27 protein-coding genes are annotated in these 25,691 nt (G+C 74.8%); 6 read left to right on the top strand and 21 right to left on the bottom strand.

The window, feature by feature from the left end; translation table 11 throughout:
* Positions 1-8 precede the first annotated feature (8 nt).
* Both GC089_RS02925 and GC089_RS02920 read left to right on the top strand, forming a co-directional pair.
* On the top strand, positions 9-857 hold the full coding sequence (locus GC089_RS02925; protein WP_155376408.1) for a DNA/RNA non-specific endonuclease: 849 nt from the start codon (positions 9-11) through the stop codon (positions 855-857).
* Between the two features lie 42 nt (positions 858-899).
* Positions 900-1,139: an SCO4848 family membrane protein gene (locus GC089_RS02920; protein WP_370514063.1), complete on the top strand. Its 240-nt coding sequence runs from the start codon at positions 900-902 to the stop codon at positions 1,137-1,139.
* 22 nt (positions 1,140-1,161) lie between these two features.
* Here the strand turns inward: GC089_RS02920 and GC089_RS02915 are convergent, their stop codons facing one another.
* Entirely contained in the window at positions 1,162-2,088 is a 927-nt protein-coding gene (locus GC089_RS02915; RefSeq protein WP_370514062.1) for a phosphoribosylaminoimidazolesuccinocarboxamide synthase, read from the bottom strand.
* 115 nt (positions 2,089-2,203) lie between these two features.
* Between GC089_RS02915 and GC089_RS02910 the strand changes: the two genes are divergently transcribed.
* Positions 2,204-3,607: an ATP-binding protein gene (locus tag GC089_RS02910; protein WP_230685021.1), complete on the top strand. Its 1,404-nt coding sequence runs from the start codon at positions 2,204-2,206 to the stop codon at positions 3,605-3,607.
* 33 nt (positions 3,608-3,640) lie between these two features.
* Here the strand turns inward: GC089_RS02910 and purD are convergent, their stop codons facing one another.
* From purD to GC089_RS02895, 3 genes are all read right to left on the bottom strand, one after another.
* Positions 3,641-4,945, bottom strand: coding sequence for a phosphoribosylamine--glycine ligase (gene purD / locus GC089_RS02905; protein ID WP_155376405.1), 1,305 nt, complete (start codon positions 4,943-4,945; stop codon positions 3,641-3,643).
* Between the two features lie 64 nt (positions 4,946-5,009).
* Complete coding sequence (locus GC089_RS02900) at positions 5,010-6,296, bottom strand: adenylosuccinate synthase (RefSeq protein WP_155376404.1); 1,287 nt, start codon at positions 6,294-6,296, stop codon at positions 5,010-5,012.
* A gap of 162 nt (positions 6,297-6,458) precedes the next feature.
* Positions 6,459-6,875 (bottom strand): DUF3151 domain-containing protein, encoded by a 417-nt coding sequence (locus GC089_RS02895; RefSeq protein ID WP_155376403.1) that lies wholly within the window; start codon positions 6,873-6,875, stop codon positions 6,459-6,461.
* 205 nt (positions 6,876-7,080) lie between these two features.
* On the opposite strand from GC089_RS02895, the gene GC089_RS02890 reads away from it, so the two are divergent.
* Positions 7,081-7,443, top strand: coding sequence for an STAS domain-containing protein (locus tag GC089_RS02890; protein ID WP_155376402.1), 363 nt, complete (start codon positions 7,081-7,083; stop codon positions 7,441-7,443).
* Positions 7,444-7,526: 83 nt separating this feature from the next.
* On the opposite strand, the gene GC089_RS02885 is transcribed toward GC089_RS02890, so the two are convergent.
* Positions 7,527-9,401 (bottom strand): SpoIIE family protein phosphatase, encoded by a 1,875-nt coding sequence (locus GC089_RS02885; RefSeq protein ID WP_230685020.1) that lies wholly within the window; start codon positions 9,399-9,401, stop codon positions 7,527-7,529.
* 504 nt (positions 9,402-9,905) lie between these two features.
* Between GC089_RS02885 and GC089_RS02880 the strand changes: the two genes are divergently transcribed.
* A complete protein-coding gene (locus tag GC089_RS02880; RefSeq protein WP_136518311.1) occupies positions 9,906-10,241 on the top strand; it encodes an STAS domain-containing protein in 336 nt (111 codons plus the stop codon).
* Positions 10,242-10,325: 84 nt separating this feature from the next.
* Here GC089_RS02880 and fbaA read toward each other — a convergent pair whose 3' ends face one another.
* From fbaA to GC089_RS02810, 14 genes are all read right to left on the bottom strand, one after another.
* The gene (gene fbaA / locus GC089_RS02875) at positions 10,326-11,348 is read right to left on the bottom strand and encodes a class II fructose-bisphosphate aldolase (protein ID WP_155376401.1); all 1,023 of its coding nucleotides are present in this window, start codon (positions 11,346-11,348) and stop codon (positions 10,326-10,328) included.
* A 102-nt stretch (positions 11,349-11,450) separates the two neighbouring features.
* On the bottom strand, positions 11,451-11,879 hold the full coding sequence (locus tag GC089_RS02870) for a hypothetical protein (RefSeq protein WP_155376400.1): 429 nt from the start codon (positions 11,877-11,879) through the stop codon (positions 11,451-11,453).
* Positions 11,880-11,899: 20 nt separating this feature from the next.
* Positions 11,900-12,376 carry a hypothetical protein gene (locus GC089_RS02865; RefSeq protein WP_155376399.1) on the bottom strand — a complete coding sequence of 159 codons (477 nt, stop codon included), beginning with the start codon at positions 12,374-12,376 and terminating at the stop codon, positions 11,900-11,902.
* On the bottom strand, positions 12,373-12,651 hold the full coding sequence (locus tag GC089_RS02860; protein ID WP_155376398.1) for a hypothetical protein: 279 nt from the start codon (positions 12,649-12,651) through the stop codon (positions 12,373-12,375). The genes GC089_RS02865 and GC089_RS02860 overlap by 4 nt, the downstream gene beginning before the upstream one ends.
* On the bottom strand, positions 12,609-13,934 hold the full coding sequence (locus tag GC089_RS02855) for a hypothetical protein (RefSeq protein ID WP_155376397.1): 1,326 nt from the start codon (positions 13,932-13,934) through the stop codon (positions 12,609-12,611). Before GC089_RS02855 ends, GC089_RS02860 begins: the two co-directional genes overlap by 43 nt.
* Positions 13,931-14,755 (bottom strand): hypothetical protein, encoded by an 825-nt coding sequence (locus tag GC089_RS02850; RefSeq protein ID WP_155376396.1) that lies wholly within the window; start codon positions 14,753-14,755, stop codon positions 13,931-13,933. Before GC089_RS02850 ends, GC089_RS02855 begins: the two co-directional genes overlap by 4 nt.
* Entirely contained in the window at positions 14,752-15,210 is a 459-nt protein-coding gene (locus tag GC089_RS02845; protein ID WP_155376395.1) for a putative T7SS-secreted protein, read from the bottom strand. The genes GC089_RS02850 and GC089_RS02845 overlap by 4 nt, the downstream gene beginning before the upstream one ends.
* 57 nt (positions 15,211-15,267) lie before the next feature.
* On the bottom strand, positions 15,268-16,008 hold the full coding sequence (locus tag GC089_RS02840; RefSeq protein ID WP_230685019.1) for a TrmH family RNA methyltransferase: 741 nt from the start codon (positions 16,006-16,008) through the stop codon (positions 15,268-15,270).
* A 115-nt stretch (positions 16,009-16,123) separates the two neighbouring features.
* Positions 16,124-17,665, bottom strand: a complete 1,542-nt coding sequence (locus GC089_RS02835) for an alpha-N-arabinofuranosidase (protein ID WP_155376394.1) — start codon at positions 17,663-17,665, stop codon at positions 16,124-16,126.
* Positions 17,666-17,756: 91 nt separating this feature from the next.
* Positions 17,757-18,683 carry a carbohydrate ABC transporter permease gene (locus GC089_RS02830; protein WP_155376393.1) on the bottom strand — a complete coding sequence of 309 codons (927 nt, stop codon included), beginning with the start codon at positions 18,681-18,683 and terminating at the stop codon, positions 17,757-17,759.
* Positions 18,680-19,630 carry a carbohydrate ABC transporter permease gene (locus GC089_RS02825; RefSeq protein ID WP_370514061.1) on the bottom strand — a complete coding sequence of 317 codons (951 nt, stop codon included), beginning with the start codon at positions 19,628-19,630 and terminating at the stop codon, positions 18,680-18,682. The genes GC089_RS02830 and GC089_RS02825 overlap by 4 nt, the downstream gene beginning before the upstream one ends.
* Before the next feature lie 41 nt (positions 19,631-19,671).
* Complete coding sequence (locus tag GC089_RS02820; protein WP_155376392.1) at positions 19,672-21,051, bottom strand: extracellular solute-binding protein; 1,380 nt, start codon at positions 21,049-21,051, stop codon at positions 19,672-19,674.
* A 157-nt stretch (positions 21,052-21,208) separates the two neighbouring features.
* Entirely contained in the window at positions 21,209-22,270 is a 1,062-nt protein-coding gene (locus GC089_RS02815; RefSeq protein ID WP_155376391.1) for a LacI family DNA-binding transcriptional regulator, read from the bottom strand.
* A 13-nt stretch (positions 22,271-22,283) separates the two neighbouring features.
* Positions 22,284-23,258: a DUF368 domain-containing protein gene (locus GC089_RS02810; RefSeq protein WP_155376390.1), complete on the bottom strand. Its 975-nt coding sequence runs from the start codon at positions 23,256-23,258 to the stop codon at positions 22,284-22,286.
* Positions 23,259-23,294: 36 nt separating this feature from the next.
* Between GC089_RS02810 and GC089_RS02805 the strand changes: the two genes are divergently transcribed.
* Positions 23,295-24,071 (top strand): HAD-IIA family hydrolase, encoded by a 777-nt coding sequence (locus GC089_RS02805; RefSeq protein ID WP_155376389.1) that lies wholly within the window; start codon positions 23,295-23,297, stop codon positions 24,069-24,071.
* Positions 24,072-24,143: 72 nt separating this feature from the next.
* On the opposite strand, the gene GC089_RS02800 is transcribed toward GC089_RS02805, so the two are convergent.
* Positions 24,144-24,713 (bottom strand): LemA family protein, encoded by a 570-nt coding sequence (locus GC089_RS02800; protein WP_155376388.1) that lies wholly within the window; start codon positions 24,711-24,713, stop codon positions 24,144-24,146.
* A gap of 39 nt (positions 24,714-24,752) precedes the next feature.
* Entirely contained in the window at positions 24,753-25,613 is an 861-nt protein-coding gene (locus GC089_RS02795) for a hypothetical protein (RefSeq protein WP_155376387.1), read from the bottom strand.
* Between the last annotated feature and the right edge of the window lie 78 nt (positions 25,614-25,691).

The following is a 25,691-nucleotide window of genomic DNA, read 5'->3' as shown; positions in this document are numbered from 1 at the left end:
GTCGGAGCATGGACGCGACGCGCCAGGACGACGCCGCCGGTCACGACCCGGACCACCTCGGGCCCCGCGTGCCGCTGCCGGACCCCGGCCGCCCGGTGCGCGTGCTGCCCTCGACGCACTTCACCGTGCTGCTCGACCCGGTGCGCCGGCTCGCCGCGGCGACGGTGGTCGACGTCGACGGCGCGCTCCTGCGGGACGTCCCGCGGGAGGACGACTGGTACCTCGACCCCCGGGTGCCGGCCGACGAGCAGTGCGGCCCCGAGCTCTACGCGCACAACGACCTCGACCGCGGCCACCTCGTGCGCCGCCGGGACGCGGTGTGGGGGGACGCGGACGTCGCCCTGCGGGCGAACCGCGAGACGTTCGCCTACCCGAACGCTGCCCCGCAGGCGGCGGGCTTCAACCAGGACGCCACCCTGTGGCTCGGCCTCGAGGACCACGTGCTCACGCACGCGCGGGCGCACCGTCTGCGCCTCACCGTGCTGACGGGACCGGTGCTCGCGGACGACGACCCGGTGTACCGCGGCGTCGGCGTCCCGCGGCGCTACTGGAAGGTCGTCGCGTGGGCCGTGGACGCCGGGCGCACGCTCGCCGCCGCGGCCTTCGTGCTCGACCAGTCGCCGCAGCTCGACGACGACGCGCTCGCGGCGGCCGCGGCGGCGGCGCAGGCGGCGGACGACCCGCCCCCGCTGGGACCGTTCCGCACGTTCCAGGTGCCGGTCGTCGACGTCGTGGACCTCACCGGGCTCGACCTCGGGCCGCTGCCCGCCGCCGACGTGCTGACGGGGGTGGCGCCGCGGTCCGGAGGGGCCGCGTGGCGGCCGCTGCGCGAGCCCGTCGACGTGCGTCTGGCCTGACCTACGCCGCGGGGCGGGTCGCCGCACCGGTGCCGGCCCGGCGTGCGTGCGATCATCGCCGACGTGGAGCTGCCCGTCGTCTGGTCCGTCGTCCTCGTCGCCACCGGTCTGTGGAACCTGCTGATCTGGCCGCGCTTCTGGCAGCGCATCGCGGCCGACCCGCGCTCGCGCGACGCCGCCGGCCGCCCGACCCGGTTCCGCACGGTGCACGCCGTGCTCATCGCGGTCTCGCTCGTCCTCGGTCTCGCGGTGGGCGCGCTCGGCGTGCTGACGCTGCTCTGAGCGGGCCCGCCGGCCCGCGGCGTCAGAGGGCGAGCGGACGTCCCGTCAGGCGCTCGTACGCCTCCAGGTAGCGGTCGCGGGTCCGCTCGACGACGTCCTGCGGCAGCGCGGGCGGCGGCACGTCGCCGGCCCGGTCCCAGCCCGAGGCGGCGGAGGTCAGCCAGTCCCGCACGAACTGCTTGTCGAAGCTCGGCTGCGCGTGGCCGGGCTCCCACTGGTCCGCCGGCCAGAACCGCGACGAGTCCGGCGTGAGCACCTCGTCGCCGAGGGTCAGCTCGCCGGTGTCCGGGTCGGTGCCGAACTCGAGCTTGGTGTCGGCGAGGACCACGCCCCGCTCGCGTGCGACCTGCTCGGCCCGGCCGTAGACCGCGAGCGTGAGGTCGCGCAGCCGCTCGGCCGTCTCCGGCCCGACCAGGTCGACGACCGCGGAGAACCGCACGTTCTCGTCGTGCTCGCCGAGCTCCGCCTTCCGCGCGGGCGTGAAGATCGGCTCAGGCAGGCGCGACCCGTCGACCAGCCCCGCGGGCAGCCGGATGCCGGTGACCTCCCCGGTCTCGCGGTACTCCGCCAGTCCGGACCCGGTCAGGTACCCACGCGCCACGCACTCCACCGGCACCATGTCGAGCCGCCGGCACACCATCGCCCGCCCGGCGACCGCCTCCGGCACGTCCGTCGTCACGACGTGGTTCGGCACGAGGTCCGCGAGCTGCTCGAACCACCACAGGCTCAGCTGCGTCAGCACGACGCCCTTGCCCGGGATCCCGGGGCTGAGCACGTGGTCGTACGCGGAGACCCGGTCGCTGGCGATCACGAGCACGACGTCGCCGTGCCGGTCGCGCAGCGCGACACCGGCGACCGAGTCGTCCGGCTCGTACAGGTCGCGCACCTTGCCGGAGTAGACGTGCCGCCAGCCGGGCAGGACGGGGACGGTGGGGGTCGCGTCGGTCACGCGCACAGTCTGCCGTGCGGGCCGCCGGCACCGGGTGCGCGTCCGCACCGGGAAACAGGTCCGCGCCGGGGGTGGCCGCCCCTACCGTGGGCGGCACCGACGACGGGAGACCGGCATGCCGCAGCAGATCACGGACGACCAGCTCGACGCCCACCTCGACGCCTACCTCGCCGCGCACGAGGCGCTGGCGCAGGCGGCCGCCCGGCGCCAGCGCGAGCAGCCCGGGGACGTCGAGCCGCTGCTGCCCGTCCTGGCGGCGCACCTGCGCACCGAGCCCCGCGGGCTGCCCGTGCACGCCGCGCAGCTGCCGGTGCTGCGCCGCGTCGACGTCGACATCGCGGTGGCCGCGGTGGTCGAGGCAGCCGGCGGCGGGCGCCTGGTCGGCATCGGCGGCGGCGACCAGAAGACCCACCAGTCGCTGTCGGAGATCCTGCAGAACGCCGGTACGTGGCCCGCGCACTTCCCGCTCGGGCCCGTCGACTACCACCGGGCCGCCACCGGACCGGACACGGCGCGGCAGGTCGTCGCCTTCGGGCTGCACCTGTTCGCGGTGGACGACGTGCCGGTGGCGCTGCTGCAGCGCCGCGCGAGCATGCGGCACGACGGCGCGCCCCTGGTCGAGGTCCTCTGCCCCGACGACGCCGTCGCCGCGGACGTCCTCACGCGCGTGCGGCACGAGATGGACGCGCGCAGCGCGCTGCGCGGTCAGGTGGTGACGTTCTCCGGGTCGCCCTTCGACCCGGGCGAGTCGGGCGTCGTGCACGTGCGTCGCCCGGTCGTCCCGCGGGAGGACGTCGTCCTGCCGGACGGGACGCTGGAGCGCGTCGAGCGCCAGGTGCTCGGCGTCGCCCGGCACCGCGACGCCCTGCGCGCGGCGGGGCAGCACCTCAAGCGCGGCGTGCTGCTGTACGGCCCGCCCGGCACCGGCAAGACGCACACCGTGCGCCACCTCGTCGGCGCCAGCCCGGGCACCACCGTCATCCTGCTGTCCGGCCCGGCCCTGCAGCTCATCGGCGTCGCGGCCGAGACGGCGCGCGCGCTGCAGCCGTCGATCGTCGTGCTCGAGGACTGCGACCTGGTGGCGGAGGAGCGCTCGGTGCACAGCAGCTCGCCCGTGCTGTTCGAGGTGCTCGACGCGCTCGACGGGCTCGCGGCCGACGCGGACGTCACCTTCGTGCTCACGACCAACCGCGCGGACGTCCTCGAGCCCGCGCTCGCGCAGCGTCCCGGCCGCGTCGACCTGGCCGTCGAGATCCCCCTGCCCGACGACCGCGCGCGGCGGCGGCTGTTCGACCTCTACGGGCAGGGGCTGCCGTTCACGGACGCCGCGCTGTCGGCCGCGGCGGGCGCGACCGCCGGCATGACGGCGTCGTTCGTCAAGGAGGCCATCCGCCGCGCGGTGCTGCTCGCGGCCGAGGCCGGCCGTGCCGTGCAGGACCAGGACCTGGGCGCCGCGATCGCGGAGATGACGGGCGACTCCGAGCGGATCACGCGGTCCCTGCTCGGCGTGGCGGGGTGACGCCCCGCCGGGCGGGCCGGCCCGGGCGCGGCGTCAGCCCCGCGACGCCGCCTCGGCCGCCGCGAGCGCGATGTCCGTGCGGTGGTGCGACCCGCCGAGGTTGACCGCGTCGACGGCCACGTACGCGGCGCGTCGTGCGTCGGCGAGGGTCTCCCCCACCCCGACGACGGACAGCACGCGGCCGCCGGCCGAGACCAGCAGCGGCGCGTTCAGCGGGTTCTCCCCGGTCTCCCCCGTCGTGCGGACCGCGGTGCCCGCGTGCAGCACGTGCACGCCGGGCACGGTGTCGGCGGCGTCGAGGCCCGTGATCGGGTCACCCGTGCGCGGGCTCTCGGGGTACCCCTCGGCCGCGACGACGACGGTCACGGCCGCGTCGGCACGCCAGTGCAGCGGCTCGAGCTCGGCGAGCCGGCCGGTCGCGGCGGCGTGGAGCACGCCGCCGAGCGGCGTCCCGAGCCGCGCGAGCACGACCTGCGTCTCGGGGTCGCCGAACCGGGCGTTGAACTCCACGACGCGCACGCCGCGGGCGGTCAGTGCGAGACCGCAGTAGAGGACCCCGACGAACGGGGTCCCGCGGCGCGCCATCTCGGCGACGGTCGGCCGCGCCACGGTCTCGACGACCTCGTCGACGAGACCCTCGGGCGCCCACGGCAGCGGCGAGTACGCACCCATGCCGCCGGTGTTCGGCCCGGCGTCCCCGTCGAACGCGCGCTTGAAGTCCTGCGCGGGCACGAGCGGCACGACGTCGGTGCCGTCCGACAGCACGAACAGCGACACCTCGGGCCCGTCGAGGTACTCCTCGACGACCACGGCGGCACCCTCCTTGGCCAGGCACGCCTGCGCGTGCCGGAGGGCCGCCGCCCGGTCGTCGGTGACGACGACGCCCTTGCCCGCCGCGAGGCCGTCGTCCTTGACGACGTACGGCGCGCCGAACGCGTCGAGCGCGGCCTCGACCTCCTCGAGCGACGTGGCGACGCGCGGCTCGGCCGTCGGCACGCCGGCGGCGGCCATGACCTCCTTCGCGAACGCCTTCGAGCCCTCGAGCCGGGCGGCCTCGGCCGACGGGCCGAAGACCGGGACGCCGGCGGCCCGCACGGCGTCCGCGACGCCCGCGACGAGCGGCGCCTCGGGCCCGACGACGACGAGGTCGACGCCGAGCGACGTCGCGAGCTCGGCGACGGCCGCACCGTCCAGCGGGTCGACGGGGTGCAGCTCGGCGTGCCGCGCGATCCCCGGGTTGCCGGGCGCCGCGTGCAGCGCGGTGACCTCCGGGTCGAGCGACAGCGCACGGACGAGGGCGTGCTCACGGGCACCGGTGCCGACGACGAGGATGTCCACGGGCGCCGAGCGTACCGGCCGGCGGACGGCCCTCCTGCTGGACGCCCGTCCGCCGCCCGGGGCGTCAGGCGAGCAGCTCGTGCCGGATGATCGTCGCCTCGCGGCCGGGGCCGACCCCGACCGACGAGATCCGGGTGCCCGAGACGTCCTCGAGGAACTGCAGGTAGCGCTGCGCGTTGCGGGGCAGGTCGTCCATCGAGCGGGCGCCGGAGATGTCCTCGGTCCAGCCGTCGAGGTACTCGTACACGGGCTTCGCGTGGTGGAAGTCGCTCTGGTCGACCGGCATGTCCTCGACCCGGCGGCCGTCGACGTCGTAGGCGACGCAGACGGGGATCCGGTCGCGGCCGGTGAGCACGTCGAGCTTGGTCACGACGAGGTCCGTGAGCCCGTTGACGAGCGAGGCGTAGCGGACGACGACGGCGTCGTACCAGCCGGTGCGGCGCGGCCGCCCGGTGGTGGTGCCGAACTCGCCGCCGGTCTGCCGCAGCCACTCGCCGTCGTCGTCGAGCAGCTCCGTCGGGAACGGGCCCTCGCCGACGCGCGTCGTGTACGCCTTGGCGACCGCGACGACGCGGTCGATGCGCGTGGGGCCGACGCCCGAGCCGGTGCACGCGCCGCCGGCGGTGCACGCCGAGGACGTGACGAACGGGTACGTGCCGTGGTCGACGTCCAGCATCGTGGCCTGCCCGGCCTCGAACACGAGGGTCTTCCCCTCGTCGAGCGCACGGTTCAGCACGAGCGGCGTGTCGGCGACCATCGGGCGCAGGCGCTCCGCGTGACGCAGCAGCTCGTCGACGGTCTCGTCGACCGTGATCGCGCGGCGGTTGTACACCTTCACCAGCAGGTGGTTCTTCTGGTCGAGCGCCCCCTCGACCTTCTGCCGCAGGATCTTCTCGTCGAAGAGGTCCTGCACGCGGATGCCGACGCGGTTGATCTTGTCCGCGTACGTCGGGCCGATGCCGCGGCCCGTGGTGCCGATGCGGCGCTTACCGAGGAAGCGCTCGGTGACCTTGTCCATCGTCCGGTGGTAGGGCGCGATGACGTGCGCCGCAGACGACACCAGCAGGCGCGAGGTGTCCACCCCGCGCGCCTCGAGCGCCTCGATCTCCTCGAACAGCACCTCGAGGTCGACGACGACGCCGTTGGCGATCACCGGGACGACCCCCGGCGTGAGGATGCCCGACGGCAGCAGGTGGAGCGCGTACTTCTCGCCCTCGATCACGACCGTGTGCCCGGCGTTGTTGCCGCCGTTGAACTTCACGACGTAGTCGGTGCGGTCGCCGAGCTGGTCGGTCGCCTTGCCCTTGCCCTCGTCGCCCCACTGGGCGCCGAGCACCACGACGGCGGGCATGCAGATCACCACTTCCTGCTGCCTGCGGTGCGGCTCCGCCCGCAGACGGGCGCGAGCGGGCTCGCGGCGCGGGTGACCCGGGCGCGGGCGGCAGTGACCCGCGGCCACCCGGAAGGGTACCGGAGGGCGCTGACGCGGGTGCCGCCCGCCCGCCCGGCGGGGTCAGCGCAGTGCGCGGACCTCGTCGACGGACGTGCCCGAGTCCACGAGGAACTGGCGGCAGCGCGCGGCCTCGTCGCTCTCGCCGATCGCGTCGGCGGCCTCGGCGAGCGCCAGGAGCGCCCGCAGGAAGCCCTGGTTCGGCTCGTGTGCGGCCGGGACCGGGCCCTGCCCGCGCCAGCCGGCGCGACGCAGCGCGTCCAGCCCGCGGTGGTAGCCGGTGCGCGCGTACGCGTAGGCGTCCACCGGGTCGTCCGCGCGCTCCGCGAGCAGCGCCCAGGCGAGCGACGAGGCCGGCGCGACGCGCGCGACGTCCCGCGGGTCCTCACCGACGGCGAGCGCGGTGCGGGCGGCGCCGTCGGGGCCGTCGGCGGGCAGGTGCGTGGGTGCGGGACCGTCCAGCAGGTTCTCGTGCGCCATGCCGCCAGTCTGCACCCGCGGGGCGACGCCGGGCAGACGTGCGGGATCGCGCGGCGTCCACCGCGCGCCCTCGCGGTGGTCGGCGGCGGAGTCACCCGGGGCCGAGGTGCGACCGCTCGGCACCGCGGCTACAGTCGAACGGCCGACCAGCAGGCCGTGCCGCGGCCGATCCCCTCCCCCGTCGGCACCGTCGCTGCGGAGCACCATGATCGAGATCTCGACGTCGTCCACGACCACGACCCTCGTCATCGCCGGCGACCTCGACCTCGCCGAGCGCGACCAGTTCCCCGAGGTCACCGCGCGGGTCGTCGGTCTGCGCCGCCAGCTGCTCGTGATCGACATGTGCCGGGTCACGTTCATGGACTCGACCGGCGCGGCCTTCCTCATCTCGCTCGCCGACTCCGGCCGCCGCCGCGGCGGGGCGACGGTGCTGCGCGGCGCCGCCGAGCGCGACCTGTTCGTCCTGGAGATCTGCGGCGCGCTCGACCTGTTCCGCATCGACACGTCGCACCGCTGCGACCCGCTCGAGGACGTCGCCGAGGCCGACCGGGCGAACGCGCCCGCCTGACCGCACGGCCGCGCGGGCGGGGCGGCCGGTCCGCCGAGGACCCGCGCGCCGGCCTCGTGACGCGGGTCAGCCGTCGTCGCGCGTCAGCCGTCGTCGCGCGTCGGCCGCGGCAGCGCCCCCGGGCGCACCTTCGCCCACACGACCTTGCCGCCGCGCGACTGGCGCCAGCCCCAGTCGGACAGCCGCTCGACGATCTGCATCCCGAACCCGCCGACCCGCCCCGGGTGGCCGTCGGTCGTGACGGGCGGCGTCGGGTTGGCGTCCTCCACCTCGATGCGCAGCCCGTCGCCGGTGTCGTAGAGCTGCAGCGCCACGTGCCCCCAGCCGTGCAGGACCGCGTTCGCGACGAGCTCGCTGACGACGAGCTCGGCGTTCGACGCCTCCGGGATGTCCCACGCCTCGCACGTGCGCACGACCGCGTGCCGGGCGCGCGCGATCGACGCCGGCTCGCTCGGCAGCGACCAGCGCCGCCGGCGCGGGCTGGTCGTGCCACGCAGGTGGTCCTCCGGGTCCGGCACCCGCACGACGACGACGGCGACGTCGTCCTCCGGGTGGTCGGCCAGGCGCGAGAGCAGGTCCTCGCCGATGCCCGGCGCGTCGCGCGCCGTGATGCTCGCCGCGACGCTCTCGAGCACCGTCAACCCGTCACGGAGGCTGCGGTCGCGGCGCTCCACCAGCCCGTCCGTGTAGTACACGAGGACGTCGCCGGGCTCGAGCAGCGCGTCGGCGGTACCGCGCCCGCCCGTGCCGAAGCCGATGAGGGGCCCGCCCGCGTCGCGCAGCTGCGTCGCGTGGCCGTCGCGCACGTGCAGGACCGGCAGGTGCCCCGCGCGCGCGTAGCGCAGCAGCCAGCGCCCGTCCCGGTGCCGCTGCAGCGTCGACAGCACCAGGCTCGCCGCACGCGGGATCCGCAGGCCGCCGAAGAGCTGGTCGACGCGGTCGAGCACGGCGCCGGGCGTCGCGACGTCCATGGCGTAGGAGCGCACCACCGAGCGCAGCTGCCCCATCGCGGCCGCCGCCTCGACGTCGTGCCCGACGACGTCGCCGACGACGACGCCCACGGTGTCGTCCCCGAGCTGCTGCACGTCGTACCAGTCGCCGCCCACCTGCGCGTCGTCCGCGTTGGGCGAGTAGTAGGTCCAGACGTCGAGCCCGTCGACCTCGCCCTGCTCGGGCAGCATCGCGCGCTGCAGCGTCTCCGCGAGGCGGTGCTCGCGGTCGTAGAGCCGCACGTTGTCGATCGACAGGCCCACGCGGCGTGCCACGAGCTCGAGGACGGTGAGCGTGCCCGCGTCGAGCGCCGCGAGACCGCCCCCGCCGCGCGGCTGCACGACGAGCAGCCCGACGGTGCGCCGCCGCCCCGGCACCGGGAGCACGACGAGGCGGCCGTCGGCCGGCCCGGGCGCCCCGACGGGCTCCGGGGCCGTGCGGTCGAGGGGTCCGCGCTCCCGGCCCGGGCGCTCGCGCGCCGGCGGGCCGGCGACGACGTGCGCGGCGAGCCACTGCGCGTACGTCCCCTCCGGCTGGGGCGCACCGAGCTCCAGCTCGACCGCCTCGTCCAGGGAGCCGCCGAGGAGCCGTCCCACGGGGTCGCGGGGGCACGACGTGGGCAGCCGGGGGCCCTGCCCGTCGGGCCGGGGCGCCCCGCCCGGTCGCCGCGGGTCGAGGCCCTCGGCGGCCCACAGACCGCGGTCGTGGAGGTAGAAGCGGGCCCAGCCGACGACCTCGGCCGTCAGCAGCGACGCGATCTCGCGCAGGCCGTGCGGCTCGTCCACGTCCATCAGCAGGTCCGACACGCGCGCGATGAGGGACAGGCTGCGCCGCTCGCGCCGCTCCGCCTCCACCAGGGCGACCTGCTCGGCGCGCTCCGTGAGCTGCGCGGTGAGGTCCTGGAGCGCCGCGACCCAGGCGCCGCCCTCGGCACCGGCAGGGCCGACGGGGCGAGGTGCGCGATGCACTGGACGTACGTGCCGTCGGGCCGCCGCAGCACGACCCGCTGCGCGAACGGCAGGCCCGCCGCGAGGCCGGTGCGGGCCGCCGTGACGTCCACGGGTCGGACACGCGGGTCGGTCAGCACGTCCAGCGCGACGACGTCGCGCGCGTCGTACCCCGTCGCGCGCGCGAGGGCGTCGTTGACCCACGTCACGTGCAGGGCGTCCGGCACGGCCCTCAGCAGCGCCGTCGGGACGAGAGTGGCTCCCAGCGCGCCCGCGAGGAGGTCCGGCGTCACCCCGTCGAGGACGCCCGACGCCGCACGCGCGGGCGACGCGGAGGCGTGGGAGTTGACCACCACCACCTCCGATCGTCTAGCGTGCCGAGCGGACGGACAAACTCGACCACACGGCGAGCCCCTCCCCCTGCGCCGGAAGGAGCATCGTGCGAGACGGTAACAGCCCCGACCAGGGCGAGCCCACGCGCACCACGGAGTCGGGCGGGGACCGGCTGCCGGTGAGCCCGGGGCCGTGCACGTCATCGTCGGGACGGACCGTACGCGGATCGTCCTGTCGGGCGAGGTCGACGCGGACCTGGGGCCTGAGCTCCAGGAGGCGACGGCCGAGGCCGAGCAGCGCGGTCTGCCCATCGAGGTCGACGCGCACCACGTGACGTTCATGGACTCGTCGGGTGTCGCCTTCCTGGCCCGCCTGTCGATCCGCAGCGAGCACCGCGTGCGCCTGCTGCGGGTGCCGCCGACGGTGCGGTTCCTCCTCGAGGTGACCCGCATCGGCGAGCTGCTCGACGTGGTGGACGACGACGACACGGCCGAGCCGTTCGAGCCCGTGGACTCGACCACTCCCTGAGACGAGCCCGCCGGTCCACCGCCGGTGGGACGACGACGGCCCCGGACCTCGCGAGGTCCGGGGCCGTCGTGCGTGGTGCAGGGGTCAGGAGAGCTTCTGACCCGCTGAGCGCAGCTGCTGGCACGCCTCGACGACGCGCGCGGCCATGCCCGCCTCGGCGAGCTTGCCCCAGGCGCGCGGGTCGTAGGCCTTCTTGTTGCCGACCTCGCCGTCGATCTTCAGCACGCCGTCGTAGTTGGTGAACATGTGGCCGACGACAGGGCGCGTGAACGCGTACTGCGTGTCGGTGTCGATGTTCATCTTGATGACGCCGTTGTCGACCGCCTCGGAGATCTCCTCGGCCGTCGAGCCCGAACCACCGTGGAACACGAGGTCGAACGGGTTCTCCTTGCCGATCTCGTCGCCGACGGCCTTCTGGATGTCCGCGAGGATCGACGGGCGCAGCTTGACCGCACCCGGCTTGTACACGCCGTGCACGTTGCCGAACGTCAGGGCCGTCAGGTAGCGGCCCTTCTCGCCGGCGCCGAGCGCGCGGACGGTCGCGAGGCCGTCCTCGGCCGTCGTGTAGAGCTTCTCGTTGATCTCGGCCTCGTGGCCGTCCTCCTCGCCGCCGACGACGCCGACCTCGATCTCGAGGATCGTGCGGGCCGCCTGCGAGAGCTCGAGGAGCTCCGCCGCGATGACGAGGTTCTCCTCGAGCGGGATGTCCGAGCCGTCGAACATGTGCGACTGGAACAGCGGGTTCTCGCCGCGCTTGACCTGCTCGGCCTCGTGCGCCAGCAGCGGGCGGACCCACGAGTCGAGGTTCTTCTTGACGCAGTGGTCGGTGTGCAGCGCGATCGTCACGCCGTAGTTCTTCGCGACCTCGGTCGCGTAGGCCGCGAGCGCCAGCGAGCCGCTGATGCGGTTCTTGATCGTCGAGCCCGAGGCGTACTCGGCGCCGCCGACGGACACCTGGATGATGCCGTCCGACTCGGCCTCCGCGAAGCCCTGGATGGCGGCGGTGACGGTCTGGGACGACGTGATGTTCACGGCGGGGTAGGCGAACTTGCCGGCCTTCGCCCGGTCGATCATCTCGGCGTAGACCTCGGGGGTTGCGATGGGCATCGCGGCATCTCCTGCACGTAGACGGATGCGGTACGACCGCAGTCTGCCACCCCGCCGAACCGCCCGTCGGGACGTCCGCCCCGGCCGCCGGCCGGGCCGCCGTCAGGGCGTCGCGGTGAGGTAGGGGCACGGCGTGAGGGTCGCCGACGCGCGCGGCTCCGAGGGGCGGGGACCGAACCGCTCGGCCAGGCCGTCGGAGACGGTGAGCAGCGCGCTCTCGCCGTCCCAGGAGACCGAGACGCCGTCCGTCTGGGTGTCGCGGCCCTGCCAGAACAGCTCGCTGATGCTGCGGAGCGCGCAGCGCCTCTCGTCCTCCGTCAGGCCCGGCTCGAGCGCGATCTCCCCGTCGTAGTGCGGGCCGTACGTGGGGTCCTGCTGGAACTCGACCTCGACCGACTCCACCCCCGGCACCGCGCGCATCTGCTCGAACAGCGTCTCGTCGTCCACGCTGCCGAACGGCGGCACGCAGCCGGCGAGCACGGCGACGAGCACGACGGCCGGCACGACGGCCCCGCGTCGACCGCGGACCACGGGCACCTCCCGACGGCGGTTCACGACGGCCGGCACGGCGTGATCGTCGCCGTGGCGCGCGGCCCGGCGGGACGCGGGCCGTAGTAGTCGGTGCCGTCCCCGTCGCCGAAGGAGCCGATCCTGTCGTCGCCGTGGACGAAGCTGACGCTCGACGTCTGGGTCCTGCGCCCCTGCCAGAGGATCTCCCAGGCCTGCGCGCTGACGCACCGCGCCTCCTCCTCGGTCAGGCCCGGGTCCACGACGATCTCCCCCTCGTAGTGGGGCCCGTACGTCGGGTCGCGCTGGAACTCCAGGGTCACGGAGGTGACGCCGGGCAGACCGGCGATCTGCTCGACCAGCACGTCGTCGGGGACGCCGGACGACGGCGTCGAGCACGCGCCGAGCGCGAGCCCCGCGACCAGCGCGACCGCCACCCGCGCCGGGATCGCCGACGACCCGGCCCTGGCGACGAGGACCACGGGCGCGCCCGCCGTGCGGCGGCGCCCCGCGGACCTCACCGGCTGCTCACCTCCCAGCGGGTCACCGTCGGGTCGCCGGTGAAGAACCGCTGCTGGTCCTGCCGCCACTGCTGGACGCCCGGGTCCGTGGACGAGTCCACCAGGGCTCCCGTCTGCGCGTACAGGCGGTTGTCGTGCATGCTCAGCGGCCCGACGCCGATGTCCTCCCGGTGGCCGCCGGTGTACGGCGTCGTCACGGTGGTCTGCGACGCCTGGACGTCCCGGTTGATCGTCAGGACGTTCGGGCGGTCCGGGTTCTCCCGGCCGTCGAGCATGGGCACGACGTCCTGGTCGTGCTCGAGGGCGAGCACGGAGACCGACGGCGGGATGTCGAACCGCGCGATGGGCGAGCCCCCGTGACGACGCTCTCGACCGAGTACTGCGCGCGGAACGCGGGGTCGGAGGCGAGCGACGCCGCGATGATGCCGCCCTGGCTGTGGCCCGTGAGCATCACCGGCTGACCGGGTTCGATGCGGGCCGCCTTCATCGCGGCGATGACCTGCTTCTCGATCAACGTGTCGTGCCCGGCCATGAGGTGCACGTTCGACGTCAGGTCGAACGGGTTGTCGCCGCGCTGCGCCCCCCACTCCTCGGTCCCCGGGATCTGGACGACGTGCGTGACCGTGCCGTCGGGGTGGTGCCGCGTGACGATCTGCACCTGCCCGCTGTTGTCCGGGTCCGACTCGCGGTAGAGGTCGTACTGCTCCATGAAGATGTCCTCGACGGAGCCGGGCGCGTGCAGGTCCGCGCCGTAGGGCACGATGACCCGCTGGTCGCCGTCGACGACCGTGACGGAGCTCGGGATCGGCGCCTTGCCCACGTTCACGTCCCCGGCGTCCTCGAACAGCCCGAACCGGCCGCCGGCGTTGATGAGCCCCGCGACCGCGTCCTCGTAGTCACCGGTGGGCCACATCCCGCCCGACAGCAGGACCGGCAGCGTCAGGCCGCCGGTCGGCCCGGCGAGCAGCGTGCTGATGCTCACCGCGCCGCCCTGCACGAGACCGGGCGCCATGCGCGTGAGCCCCTCGAACAGCCACGGGGTCTCGTGCAGGCCGCGCAGCGCGATCTCGCCGAGCCGCTCGCGCTGGTCCGCCAGGGCGGCGAGCAGCTGCGGTCCGCCGGGCCGGGTGAGCAGCAGCAGCCCGCCGCCGGCCGCCAGCAGGCCGCCGCCGACGACCAGGCCGGGCAGCGCGAGCCCGAGGCCGAACCCGGCGGCGTTGCCGAGCGCCTCGAGCGCCCGCTCGTTGGCCCGGTCGACGAGCTCGTAGGTGCTCGCGGACGCCCGCAGGGCGACCGCGGTCGTCTCGAAGCCGGTGCTGACGACGAGCATGCCCTGCGGCCCGAGGGTCGCCGCGGCGACCGCCGCCTCGACGGCCGCCACCTCTCCCGGGCACAGGACGACCGCGGCGAGCACGTCCTCGTCCACGGCGGTGCTCGCGACCGCGCCGGACCACTCCCGCACGTCGTCGCCGAGCCGGTCGAGCAGGTCCGCCTCGGAGCGCAGGTCCTGCAGGCGCGCGCCGATCCCGCCGGCACCGCCCTGCACGTCGATGGTCACGCGTCCCCCTCCTCGCCGTCCGTGCCGGCACCGGCGGTGCGCAGCGCGGCCGCCATGCGGCCCGTCAGGTCCGACAGCAGCCGGCGCGCGATGCCCTCGCGCGTGCGCGGCGTGTGCCGGACCATCCCGTCACCGGTGCGCACGAGCTCGACCCAGCCGGCGTCGCACCGCAGCCACGTCCCGGCGCTCACGTCGTCACGGCCACGGCTGCGGGCCGTGAGCGTGAGGTTCCCCGACAGGCTCCGCACGGCCGCGTCGACCACCGCGGGCGGCTCCGGGACCCCGAGGGCGGCGCACAGCGCCTCGACCGTGCTGCGGTCGCCCGTGCGGATCGCCTGCGCGAGCCCGATCGTCAGCTCCTCCGGGACGACCGCCTCGGCGGCCGGGACGACGACCGGCGCGTCCGGCACCAGCCGCAGCACCTCGTCCAGCAGGCGGTCGACGTCGAACGCGCTGACCTCGACGCCCGGCCGCAGCACGGCGGCGTCGGGGCCGCCCCGGGGCACGACGTCCACGCCGCGCGCGAGCGCGGCGCCGGCGTGCGCGTCGGCCCACAGGACGGCGAGGACGGCGCGCTCACCGCCGGCCGCCGCGACCTCGACCTCGACGAGCGCGGACGCGCGCAGCCCGACGGCCGCGCGCAGGGCCGGGTCGACGGCACCGGGCTCCTCGACGGGCTCCGCCGCGTCGCCCGCGCGGGTCGTCGGCAGGGGCCGTGACCAGGTCGGCAGGTCGGGGACGCCGTCGCTCACGACGCGCCAGTCCGGCTCGTCGAGGCGCGCACGCAGCGCGCCGTCGAGCGGCTGCAGGGCAGCGGTCACCACAGGTCTCCGATCGTCCTCGCGACGGTGGTCCACTCCGGGGCACCGGGCAGCGGCAGCGTCCGTGCCCGCTCGAGCACCTCCTGCGCGGCCCGCCGCGTCGCCTGCTCCGCCTCGCTCAGCGCCTCGCCCGCGAGCCGGGACACCGTCCGCCGGGCGTCGTCCACGGCGTCCTCGACCGCCTGCATGGCCCTGCGGATCGCCGCCTGCCGCTCCTCCAGCGCGTCGGCGAGCCGGTCCAGCGCCGCGGCGGTGCCCAGCAGCTCGTCCCGTGCGGCCTGCACCTGCTGCGCGTGGTCCACGAGCCGGTCGCGGTACCGGTCGGCGGCGACGCCGACCCACTCGATGCCCGCCCCGGCCCGCACGGTGTCGGCCGTCGAGCCGAGGTCCTCGGCCATCGCCCGCACACGCCGCGCCCGGGCGCGCACCTCCTCCGGGTTCCCGCCGATCGTCACCCGCCGGAGTGTAGAGAGGGCGCGGCGGGACCGGAGCACCTTTCCGCAGGGCGTCCCTCAGTCGGCCGGTGGCCCCGCGTGCTGCACGACCCAGGCGTGCATCGCGATCGCCGCCGCGGCCCCCGCGTTGATCGAGCGGGTCGAGCCGTACTGGGCGATGTGCAGCACGTCGACGACGGCGGCGCGCGCGGCGTCGGACAGGCCGGTCGACTCCTGGCCGAAGAGCAGCACGCACTCCCGCGGCAGCGGGTACCCCTCGAGCGGCACCGAGCCGGGCAGGTTGTCCACGCCGAGCACGGGCAGGGCACCGCCGTCCGGGCCCGCGGTGGCGGCCCACGTCAGCAGGTCGTCCACGCCGGGGTGGTGGCGCACGTGCTGGTAGCGGTCGGTGACCATCGCCCCGCGGCGGTTCCAGCGTCGCCGCCCGACGACGTGCACCTCGGCGGCGAGGAACGCGTTCGCGGTGCGGACGACCGACCCGATGTTGAGGTCGTGCGCCCAGTTCTCGACGGCGACGTGGAACGCGTGCCGGCGGGTGTCGAGGTCGGCGACCACCGCCTCGACCGTCCAGTAGCGGTACCGGTCGACGACGTTGCGGCGGTCGCCGTGCGCGAGCAGCTCGGGGTCGTAGCGGGGGTCGAGCGCCGAGCCCGGCCCGGCCACCCGCGGCCACGCGTCCGGGCCGCCGGGCCAGGGGCCGACGCCGACCTCGGGCGCGGCCTGCGCGCGCGGCTCCCCCGGCCCGTCCCCCGCCCGCTCGTCCCCCGCCCGCTCGTCCCCGGGCCGCTCGCCGTCCACGGCCGCATCATCCCCCGCGGCGCACCCCGCCCCGGTGCGCACCTGCGCACCGGGGCGGGTCCCGGCGCGGCCGGCGGCGGACCCGCCACCCGGCCGCGCGTCGCACGCGCGACGGTCAGGCCGCGGTCGCCTCCAGCTGCACGACCGCCCACGACAGCGGCGGCAGGCGCAGCGCCACCTGCTCGCCGTCGACCGTGACGTCGCCCAGGGGACGCAGGCCCACGGCGTCCGGGTTCTCCTGCGTGTTCGCGGTGTACCGGTCGCCGCCCTCGGGGACGTCGAGCACCTCGGCCGTCAGCACCCGGCCGAGCCGCCAGCCCCGCAGCGTCGCCGCGACGTCCGCCGCCTCGTCGAGCCCGCGGTTGGCGAGGAACAGCGCGACGCGCCCGTTCTCCTCGTCCCACGTGGCGGAGACGTCGACGAGGTCCACGTCCCCGAACCGCGCGGTGCCGTACCGGTCGGAGGCGACGACGGGCCGCAGGATCTCGCCCTTCGCCAGCGCGGCGGTCCGCGCGAACGGCCAGAAGATCGTCTGCCGCCACGCCGGGCCGCCCTCCTCGGAGCGGATGGGGGCGATGACGTTGACGAGCTGCGCCTGGTTGGCGACCTTCACGCGGTCGCCGTGCCGCAGCAGGGAGTTGAGCAGCGTCCCGACGACGACGGCGTCGGTGACCCCGTACTCGTCCTCGATGATCCGCGGGTGCTCGCGCCAGACGGCCTCGCGCTCGATGACGTGCGGCTGGTCGGGCGTCTCCTTGCCGGTCTGGTACCAGACGTTCCACTCGTCGAACGACAGGTCGATGTGCTTCTTGTGCTTGCCCGCGGCGCGCACGGCGTCCGCGGTGGAGACGACGGACTCGATGAAGTAGTCCATGTCGACCGCGCTGGCCAGGAACGACCCGTGGTCGCCCTCGACCTCCTGGTAGTAGGCGTGCGCCGAGATGTAGTCGACGTGCTCGTACGCGTGCCGCAGGACGGTCTGCTCCCAGGAGCCGAACGTCGGCATGCCGGAGTTCGACGACCCGCACGCCACCAGCTCGATCGTCGGGTCGACCAGGCGCATCGCCTTGGCCGCCTCGGTCGCGATGCGCCCGTACTCCTCGGCCGTCTTCTGGCCCATCTGCCACGGGCCGTCCATCTCGTTGCCGAGGCACCACAGCCGGATGTCGAACGGCTCGGCGTGCCCGTTCTTGCGCCGCAGGTCCGACCACGCGGTGCCGCCGGGGTGGTTCGCGTACTCGACGAGCGCGCGCGCCTCCTCGACGCCGCGCGTGCCGAGGTTGACGGCCTCCATGACCTCGACCCCGGCGACGCGCGCCCAGTCGACGAACTCGTGCAGGCCGAACTGGTTGGTCTCGACGGTGTGCCACGCGCCGTCGAGGCGGACGGGGCGCTCCTCGCGCGGGCCCACGCCGTCCTCCCAGCGGTAGCCGGAGACGAAGTTGCCGCCGGGGTACCGGATGACGGTCGCGCCGAGCTCGCGCACGAGCTCGAGGACGTCGGTGCGGAACCCCTGCTCGTCGGCGGCCGGGTGGCCGGGCTCGTAGATGCCGGTGTAGACGCACCGGCCCATGTGCTCGACGAACGAGCCGAACAGGCGGTGCGGCACGGGCCCGGCCGTGAAGTCGCGGTCGAGGGTCAGGCGTGCGCGGGTCATGGGGCTCCTCGGGTGGGACGGGCCGCCCGTCCCGGGGCGCCGGTGGTGCCCCGGGACGGCGACGGCTGCGGTGCGGTGGTGCGGGTGCGGGTCACTGACCGCCGAAGCCGGTCGTGGAGAACCCGCGGATGATCTGCCGCTGGAAGAACAGGAAGACGATCACCAGCGGGAGCGCGGCGAGCACGGCCGACGCCATCGTCTGCGCGTACTGCAGGCCGTACGCGCTCTTCACGGTCTGCAGGCCGACCGGCAGGGTCATGAGGGACGCGTCGGACGTGATGATGAACGGCCACAGGAAGTTGTTCCAGGCGCCGATGAACACGAAGATCGCGACGGCCGCGAGGATCGGCCGCGACAGCGGCAGCACGATGCTCCAGAACACGCGCAGCCGGCCGGCGCCGTCGATGCGCGCGGCGTCCTCGAGCTCGACGGGGACCTGCTCGAAGAACTTCTTGAGGATGAACACCATGGCCGGGTGCACGAGCTGCGGCAGGATGATCGCCCAGTACGTGTCGACGAGGTTCAGGGTGAGCATCTCGTAGAACAGCGGGACGATCAGCACCGGCGGCGGCACGATGATCGAGGCGATGATCAGGTAGAACAGCCACTTGCGGCCGGTGAAGTCGATGCGCGCGAGCGCGTACGCGGCGAGCGCCGAGACGGCGAGCGTGACGACCGTGATGGCGGTCGCGGTGAGCAGGCTGTTCCACGTCCACAGCGGGACGTTCCCCTCGCGCAGCACGTTGGCGTACGCGTCGGTGGTGAACCCGTCCTCGGGCAGGAGGGTCACGGGCGTCGCGGCCGCGGTGGCCTCGGACTTGAAGGACGTGATGACGGCCCACACGAAGGGCAGGAGCCACGTGACCGCCATGACGACGAGCGCGAGGATCGCGACGACGCGGCCCGGGCTGGCGAACCGCTCGCCCACGCGCAGGTTCGCGGAGGCGGCCAGGCGTCCGGTGCGGCGCGGACCGGGACGGTAGGCGGCGTTCGGCTGGGGTGCGACGGTGGTGGTCATGCCTGGTTCCTCCGCGACGTGAACCGCAGCTGCGCGACCGAGATGATGACGATGACCGCGAAGAACACGTACGCGATCGCCGACGCGTAGCCGAACCGGTAGCCCGTGAAGCCGGACTCGAAGATGTACTGGACGAGCGGACGCGTGGTCCCGCCGGGACCGCCCTGCGTCATGATGTAGATCTGGTCGAAGACCTTGAGCGAGGCCAGGACCTGCAGCAGCACGATGAGCACCGTGGTGGGCCCGAGCTGCGGCAGCGTGATCGACCACAGCTGGCGCCACCGGCCGGCGCCGTCGAGCGCGGAGGCCTCGTACTGCTGCTCGGGGATGTTCTGCAGGGCCGTCAGGTAGAGCAGGAAGTTGAACCCGACGGTCCACCACAGCGTCTCGACGACGACGGCGAGCATGGCCCACCGCGGGTCCTGCAACCACGCCTGGCCCTCGATGCCGACGGTGCCCAGCAGCGCGTTCACGAGCCCGAGCTGCGGGTTGTACATCCAGATCCAGAACTGCGCCGCGACCGTGGACGCCAGCAGGAACGGCATGAAGAACGACAGCCGCCACAGCCACTGCCCGGGCAGTCCCTGGAAGACGAGCAGCGCCATGACGAGCCCGACGAGCACGAGCGGCACGGTGGACAGCACCGTGAACCACACGGTGTTGAGCATCGAGCGCCACATGATCGGGTCCGACAGCGCCTCGGCGTAGTTGGCGAACCCGAGGAACGAGCCGCCTGCGCCGGTGATGCTCTCGCCCGTGAAGCTGAGCCAGAGGCCGTGCAGCAGGGGCCACAGCAGGAACATGGCGAAGACGACGACGAACGGTGCGACGAACGCCCAGCCGATGCGGGTGTCGCGCGAGCGCTGCGTGCTGGTGACGGTGCGCTGCGGTGCGGCGGTGCCCGCGCGGGCACGGCCGGTCCGGGCGCCGAGTGTTGCGGAGGACACGATCGGACTCCCTCGTCGGATCGGGACAGGGACGGGACGGCTCAGACCGGGTTCGGCTTGGCGAGCTGGACGTCGATGCGTCGGACGAAGGCCTCGAAGCCCTCACGCGGGTCGGCACCCTGCAGGAACACGTTCTGCACGGTCTCCAGGAAGTAGTTCTGGAAGTCCGACCCCGACCCGGTGAACCACGCCTCCGGGTCGTAGTTGAGGATCTCCGCGGCCGGCGCGTAGTTCGCCTGCGGGGTGAGCTGCGCGTAGTCCTCGCTCTCGACCACGGGCTGGAACGCCGGGATGTGCCCGGCCTCCGCCCACGGCAGCGAGTTCTTCAGCAGGTCGGCGACGAACTCGTACGTGGCCCGCCGGTGCTCGGGGTCGGGGTCGTTCTGGTGGGGCAGCGTGAACGCGTGCGAGTCGGCGTACGCGGCGGGCGTCCCGAACAGCGTCGGGATCGGCTGCGCGTCGAGCCCGAACCCGGCGGCCTTCATGGTCGGCAGCTCCCACACGCCGGTGAGGAACATGCCGGCCTCGGCGGACGCGAACTCCGAGACGGCCGTCCCGTAGTCGCCGTTCGGCGTGGCCACCGTGCCGTCGAGCATGCGCTGGATGTACTCCAGCGACGACACCGCGGCGTCCACGTCCACCTTCGCCTTGTCGCCGGACAGGTCGAAGTCCGCACCGTGCTGCTTGTAGAACGTGTAGAAGAGCCGCCACATCTGGGCGCCGTCGCCGAGGTACCCGTACGCGACGCCGTGACCGCCCGTGACGGCCTGCATGGCCCGGGCGACCTCGAGGAACGTCTCGGGGTCCTCGATCGGCACGAGGCGGCCGTCGGGCCCGAGCGCACCGGCCTGCGCCGCGACGTCGGTGTTGTACATGAGGATGAACGGGTGCGAGTCGAGGGCGATCGAGTAGACGTTCCCGTCGAGCGTGCCCTTCTGCCAGACCCGCTCGAGGAAGTCCCCCTCCTGGACGCCGACGTCGGCGAGCAGGTCGAGGTCCCACGGGTCGAGCAGGCCACCCGGGGCGTACCCGGCGACGCGTGAGGCGTGCATGACGGCGACGTCGGGGGCACGGCCGCCGACGCTCGCCATGGCGAGCTTGGTGTAGTACGGCGCGCCCCAGGCGAGCACGGTCTGGGTGGCGTCGTACCCGTGGCCCATGGCGTTGACCTCCTCGACGAGGTTCGCCATGACGATGCCGTCACCGCCGCTGAGCAGGTGCCAGTAGGACAGCGGCACCGCTCCGCCGGCGGCCACGGCGGCCGGGCTGCACCCGCCGAGCGCGCCGACCGTCGCGACCCCGCCGGCCGCGGCGAGCGACCCGAGCAGGACCTGCCGGCGCGTCAGGCCACCGCCTGGGTCGGGCGGCCTGGCGGAGGACGGTACGGGGACGTGGGCGCGGTGGGGTCGTCGGATGCCCATGTCATCACTCCTTCGTGAGACAGAACGGACCTCGTCCGGCGGCGGCGGTGCCACCGGCCCTCCCGGACCGCGGCGCCGTCACCGTCCCGGAGATCATTACATCGTTGGAACGCCAGGACAAGCAGGAGGCCGCCGGACAGAGCGGACGTGTCGCGGCTCAGGCCTCCGCGGTCGCGCGCTCGGTGCGCGCCGGTCGCACCGGGACCCCGCCCGTGCTCTCCCGGACCACGACGCGGTGCGGCAGGAGCACCCGCCGTGGCGCGCGGTCCCGGTCCTCGATGCGGGCGGCAAGCAGGTCGAGCGTCGTCGCGGCGAACCCCCGCAGGTCGAACGCCACCGTCGTCAGGGGCGGCACCGCGTACCGGGACGGCGCGACGTCGTCGAACCCCGCCACGGCCACGTCCTGCGGCACCCGCACCCCCCGCTGCCACAGCAGGCCGAGCACCGCGAGCGCCATCGAGTCGGTGAAGCAGAAGAACGCGTCGGGCAGCGGCTCGCGCTCGAGGAAGTCGCCGACCGCGGCGACGGCCGCCTCCGTCGTCCACGCCGCCGCGGACACCTCGAGGGCCGGGTCGTGCGGCAGGCCGGCCTCCGCCAGCGCCCGCCGGTACCCCTCCGTCCGCTGCCGCGCCGCGGCCGTCTCCATGAGCCCCGGCGCCCCGACCACGGCGATGCGGCGCCGGCCGGTCGCCACCAGGTGCGCCGTCATGTCGCGCGCCGCGGCCACGCTGTCGACGCCCACCTGGTCCGTGCGGTCCTGCACGACCTCCCCGATGAGCACGGTCGGCGGCAGCGGGGCGCGCCCCTCGCCCACGTGGTCCGCCACCACGGAGTCCTCGAGCGAGACCGGGTTGAGCACGAGGCCGTCGACGAGCTGCGAGCGGGCCCGTGAGAGCAGCTCCACCTCGCGGTGCGGCTCGGCGGCCGTCTCCTCCACCTGCACACCCCACCCGCGCGCGTGGCCCTCCTCGACGAAGTGGTGGGCGAGCTCGGCCGAGTAGGCGGTGGACAGGTCCGGCAGCGCGAGGGCGATGAGCCCGTAGCGGCCGCTGCGCAGACCCCGGGCGACGAGGTTCGGCACGTAGTCGAGGTCGGCGAGCGCCCGCTCCACCCGCTCCCGCGTCTCGGGCCGCACGTAGACCCGCCCGTGGATCACGTTCGACACGGTCTTGGGCGAGACGCCGGCGCGCGTGGCGACGTCCTTCACGGTGGGGCGCATCGGGGGCCCCGGCTCAGCCGGTCGTGGCCGCGCGCGCCACGCGCCGGCGCTCCCACAGGATCAGGGCGAGCACGACCGCGGCACCTGCGAGGGCGAGCAGGGCCGGGCCGACCACGTCGCCCGAGGGCGCCAGCATCCCCCGGTCCTCGTCCTGCCACGGCCACAGCGCCCGCAGCGAGCCGACCATGAGACCGGCGAGCGCCGCCATGGTGCCCTGCCGGCGGTGGTGCAGCAGCCACTGGAGGAGCTTGACGAAGGACGCCAGCCCGACCGCGGCACCGAGCGCGAACACCGCCACGAACCCGAGGTCGCGATCGTCCAGGGCGGCCTGCACCGGCACGTAGAGACCGAGCACCACGAGCAGCGCCGACCCCGACACGCCGGGCAGCACGAGCGCGTTGATCGCGAGCGCCGCGCCGAGGAACACGTACCAGGGCGACGGGTCGCTCACCTCCGCCGGCGCGAGCCCGGCGAGCAGGAACGCGACGACCGCGCCCACGACCAGGAGCGCGGCGTCCAGCGCCCGGAAGCGACGCGGCATCATCTGCAGGGGCACGACCACCGACGCCGCGATCATGCCGAGGAAGACCGCCCGGGTGGGCACCGGGTGCGACTCCAGCAGCGGTGCGATCGTGCGCAGCGACACCAGGAGCACCACGACCATCCCGGCGAGCACGGGCACGAGCAGCCGCCAGTCGACGCGCCGCAGGGACGCCAGCGCCTCGCGCGCACCCGTGCGGCGCACGACGCCGGTCACGAGCGCCCGGCCCGCGTGGACGACCTGGCCGGCCGCCGTCACGAGCTGGTCGTAGAGGCCGACGACGAGGGCGATCGTGCCCCCGGAGATGCCCGGGACGGACTCGGCCGCCCCGATGAGCCCACCACGGACCGCGTCGAGCGGTGCGTGCGACCACGAGGTGCGGCGCGGCGGGTCGACGAGGTCGGGCTCCGGCGGGAGGGCGGCGGGGGCGGCGTGGTGGGCGCTCACCCCGGCAGCGTAGCCACCGCGGCTAGCCTGACGACCATGACGGAACGCGCCATCCACTCCTGGCTGTCCGACATGGACGGCGTCCTGGTGCACGAGGGCACCGCGCTGCCGGGCGCGGCGGAGTTCGTCCGCACGCTGCAGGAGGCCGAGCGCCCGTTCCTCATCCTCACGAACAACTCGATCTTCACACCGCGCGACCTGCGCGCGCGCCTCGCGGCGACCGGCATCGAGGTCCCCGAGCGGGCCATCTGGACGTCGGCGCTGGCGACGGCGCAGTTCCTGACCGACCAGATGCCCGGCGGCTCGGCGTACGTGATCGGCGAGGCAGGGCTCACCACCGCGCTCTACGAGGCCGGGTACACCCTGACCGCCGCGCAGCCGGACTTCGTCGTCCTGGGCGAGACGCGCACGTACTCCTTCGAGGCGATCACCCAGGCGATCCGTCTCATCCAGGGCGGTGCCCGGTTCATCGCGACGAACCCGGACGTCACCGGCCCCAGCGCGGAGGGGGACCTGCCCGCGACCGGGGCGGTCGCCGCGATGATCAGCGCCGCGACCGGCCGCAAGCCGTACTTCGTCGGCAAGCCCAACCCGATGATGATCCGCTCGGCGCTCAACCGGATCGACGCGCACTCCGAGACCACGGTCATGGTCGGCGACCGCATGGACACCGACGTCGTCGCCGGCATCGAGGCCGGTCTGCGCACCTACCTCGTGCTCACGGGGTCGACGCGCGCCGCCGACGTCGACCGCTTCCCGTTCCGGCCCACCGCCGTGCTCGACTCGGTCGCGGACCTCGTCGACCTGGTCTGAAGCCCCCCGCACGCACGACGGCCCGCCGGGTGCCGGGCACCGGGCGGGCCGTCGCGAGCGGGGCCGCGGGCGTCAGAAGCGCACGTCGGGCGCCTGGCGCACCTGCGGGTCGTCCGCCTCGAAGTACTCGGCACGCGTGAAGCCGAACATGTTCGCGATGACGTTCGGCGGGAAGGTCTCGACCTTCGTGTTGAGCGCCCGGACGTTCGCGTTGTAGAAGCGGCGGCCCGCCGCGATGCGGTCCTCGGTGTTCGTCAGCTCGGCCTGCAGCTGCTGGAAGTTCTCGCTCGCCCGCAGCGCCGGGTACGCCTCCGCGACCGCGAACAGGCGGCCGAGCGCCGCCGTCAGCTGGTTCTCCTGCGCCGCCTGCTGCGCAGGGCCCGCGGCGGGGCCGGCCGCGGCGGCACGCGCCCGCGTCACCTCGTCGAAGACCGCGCGCTCGTGCGCCGCGTAGCCCTTGACGGACTCGACGAGGTTCGGGATCAGGTCGTGCCGCCGGTGCAGCTCGACGTCGATCTGCCGCCACGCCTCCTGCACGAGGTTCCGCAGCCGGACGAAGCCGTTGTACTGGGCGACCGCCCACAGCAGCACGATCAGGACGATCACGCCGACCACGAGCAGGGCGATGGTGCCACCGGTCACAGGAGGGCCTTTCCGAGGGGGCGGGAGGGTCAGTGGATCCTAGCGAGGGGCCGCGCCGTGGTCGGCCCACACGTGCCGCGGGACCGCGTCGGCCACGGTCCGCAGCAGCTCCAGGCGGGTCGGCAGCGCGTCGAGGTCGGTGGGGCCGTCCGCCCGGGTGACGAGCCAGCGGCCGTCGATCCGCCAGGGCGAGCCCCGCAGGTCGGGGTCGAGCAGGCGCTGCAGGAGGCGGGGGTGCAGCACCGGGTGCGCGACGCGCTCGTCCTGCGCCTCGACCCGGTACGCCGCGTTGACGTCGACGGACTCGAGCGTCATGTCGCGTCCGCCGAAGGCCGTGCCGAGCCGCGTCCGCGCCGTCTCCGGCGACACCTCGAGGCGCGGCAGCGGCGCCGGCAGGAGCAGCGCGACGACGTGCAGGTCGGGCGCCGTCCTGTCCCCGCCGTCGGAGACGAGCCGGCACGTGTACGACCACACGGGCCAGCCGTGGTACGTGCCGTGCAGCACCTCGAACGCGAGCGGGCGCGACAGGAGGGTCGCCGGCGCCCACGGCGGGGCGAACGTGACGTGCTCGTCGACCGGCGCGTACGTCCAGCCCGTCGCGGCCGCCCACGCCCGGAACCGGCGGTTGCGCCGGACCTGGCGCAGGACGCGCCGCACCAGCCGCACGAGCCCGGGCAGGCTCCCGAGGCCGTCGAGCCCCGCCGCGGCGAGCGTCAGCACGTCGTGGCGGACCATCCGCTCCGCCCGCTCGGGCGTGAGGGCGGGCGCGCCGGGCCGCCACGTGGACGGGTCCAGCAGCGCCGCGACGAGCGACTCGTCCGGCGCGACCGGCGCCGGAGGGCCGGCGGGCGGCGCAGTCCCGGCCCGGTGCGCGTCGGCCCCGTGCTCGGCTGGTGCCACGGCGTCCCTCCTGGGCACCGGGACACGCGCCCGGCACCGGGACGCTAGCGCCGCCGGCGGGCCGGGTGGGCGGGTGGC

Origin of the sequence: Cellulomonas sp. JZ18, assembly GCF_009720485.1 — a bacterium.
GTDB lineage: Bacteria > Actinomycetota > Actinomycetes > Actinomycetales > Cellulomonadaceae > Cellulomonas.
The sequence above is the reverse complement of the archived record's forward strand: the minus strand, read 5'-3'. Positions and strand labels throughout refer to the sequence as shown.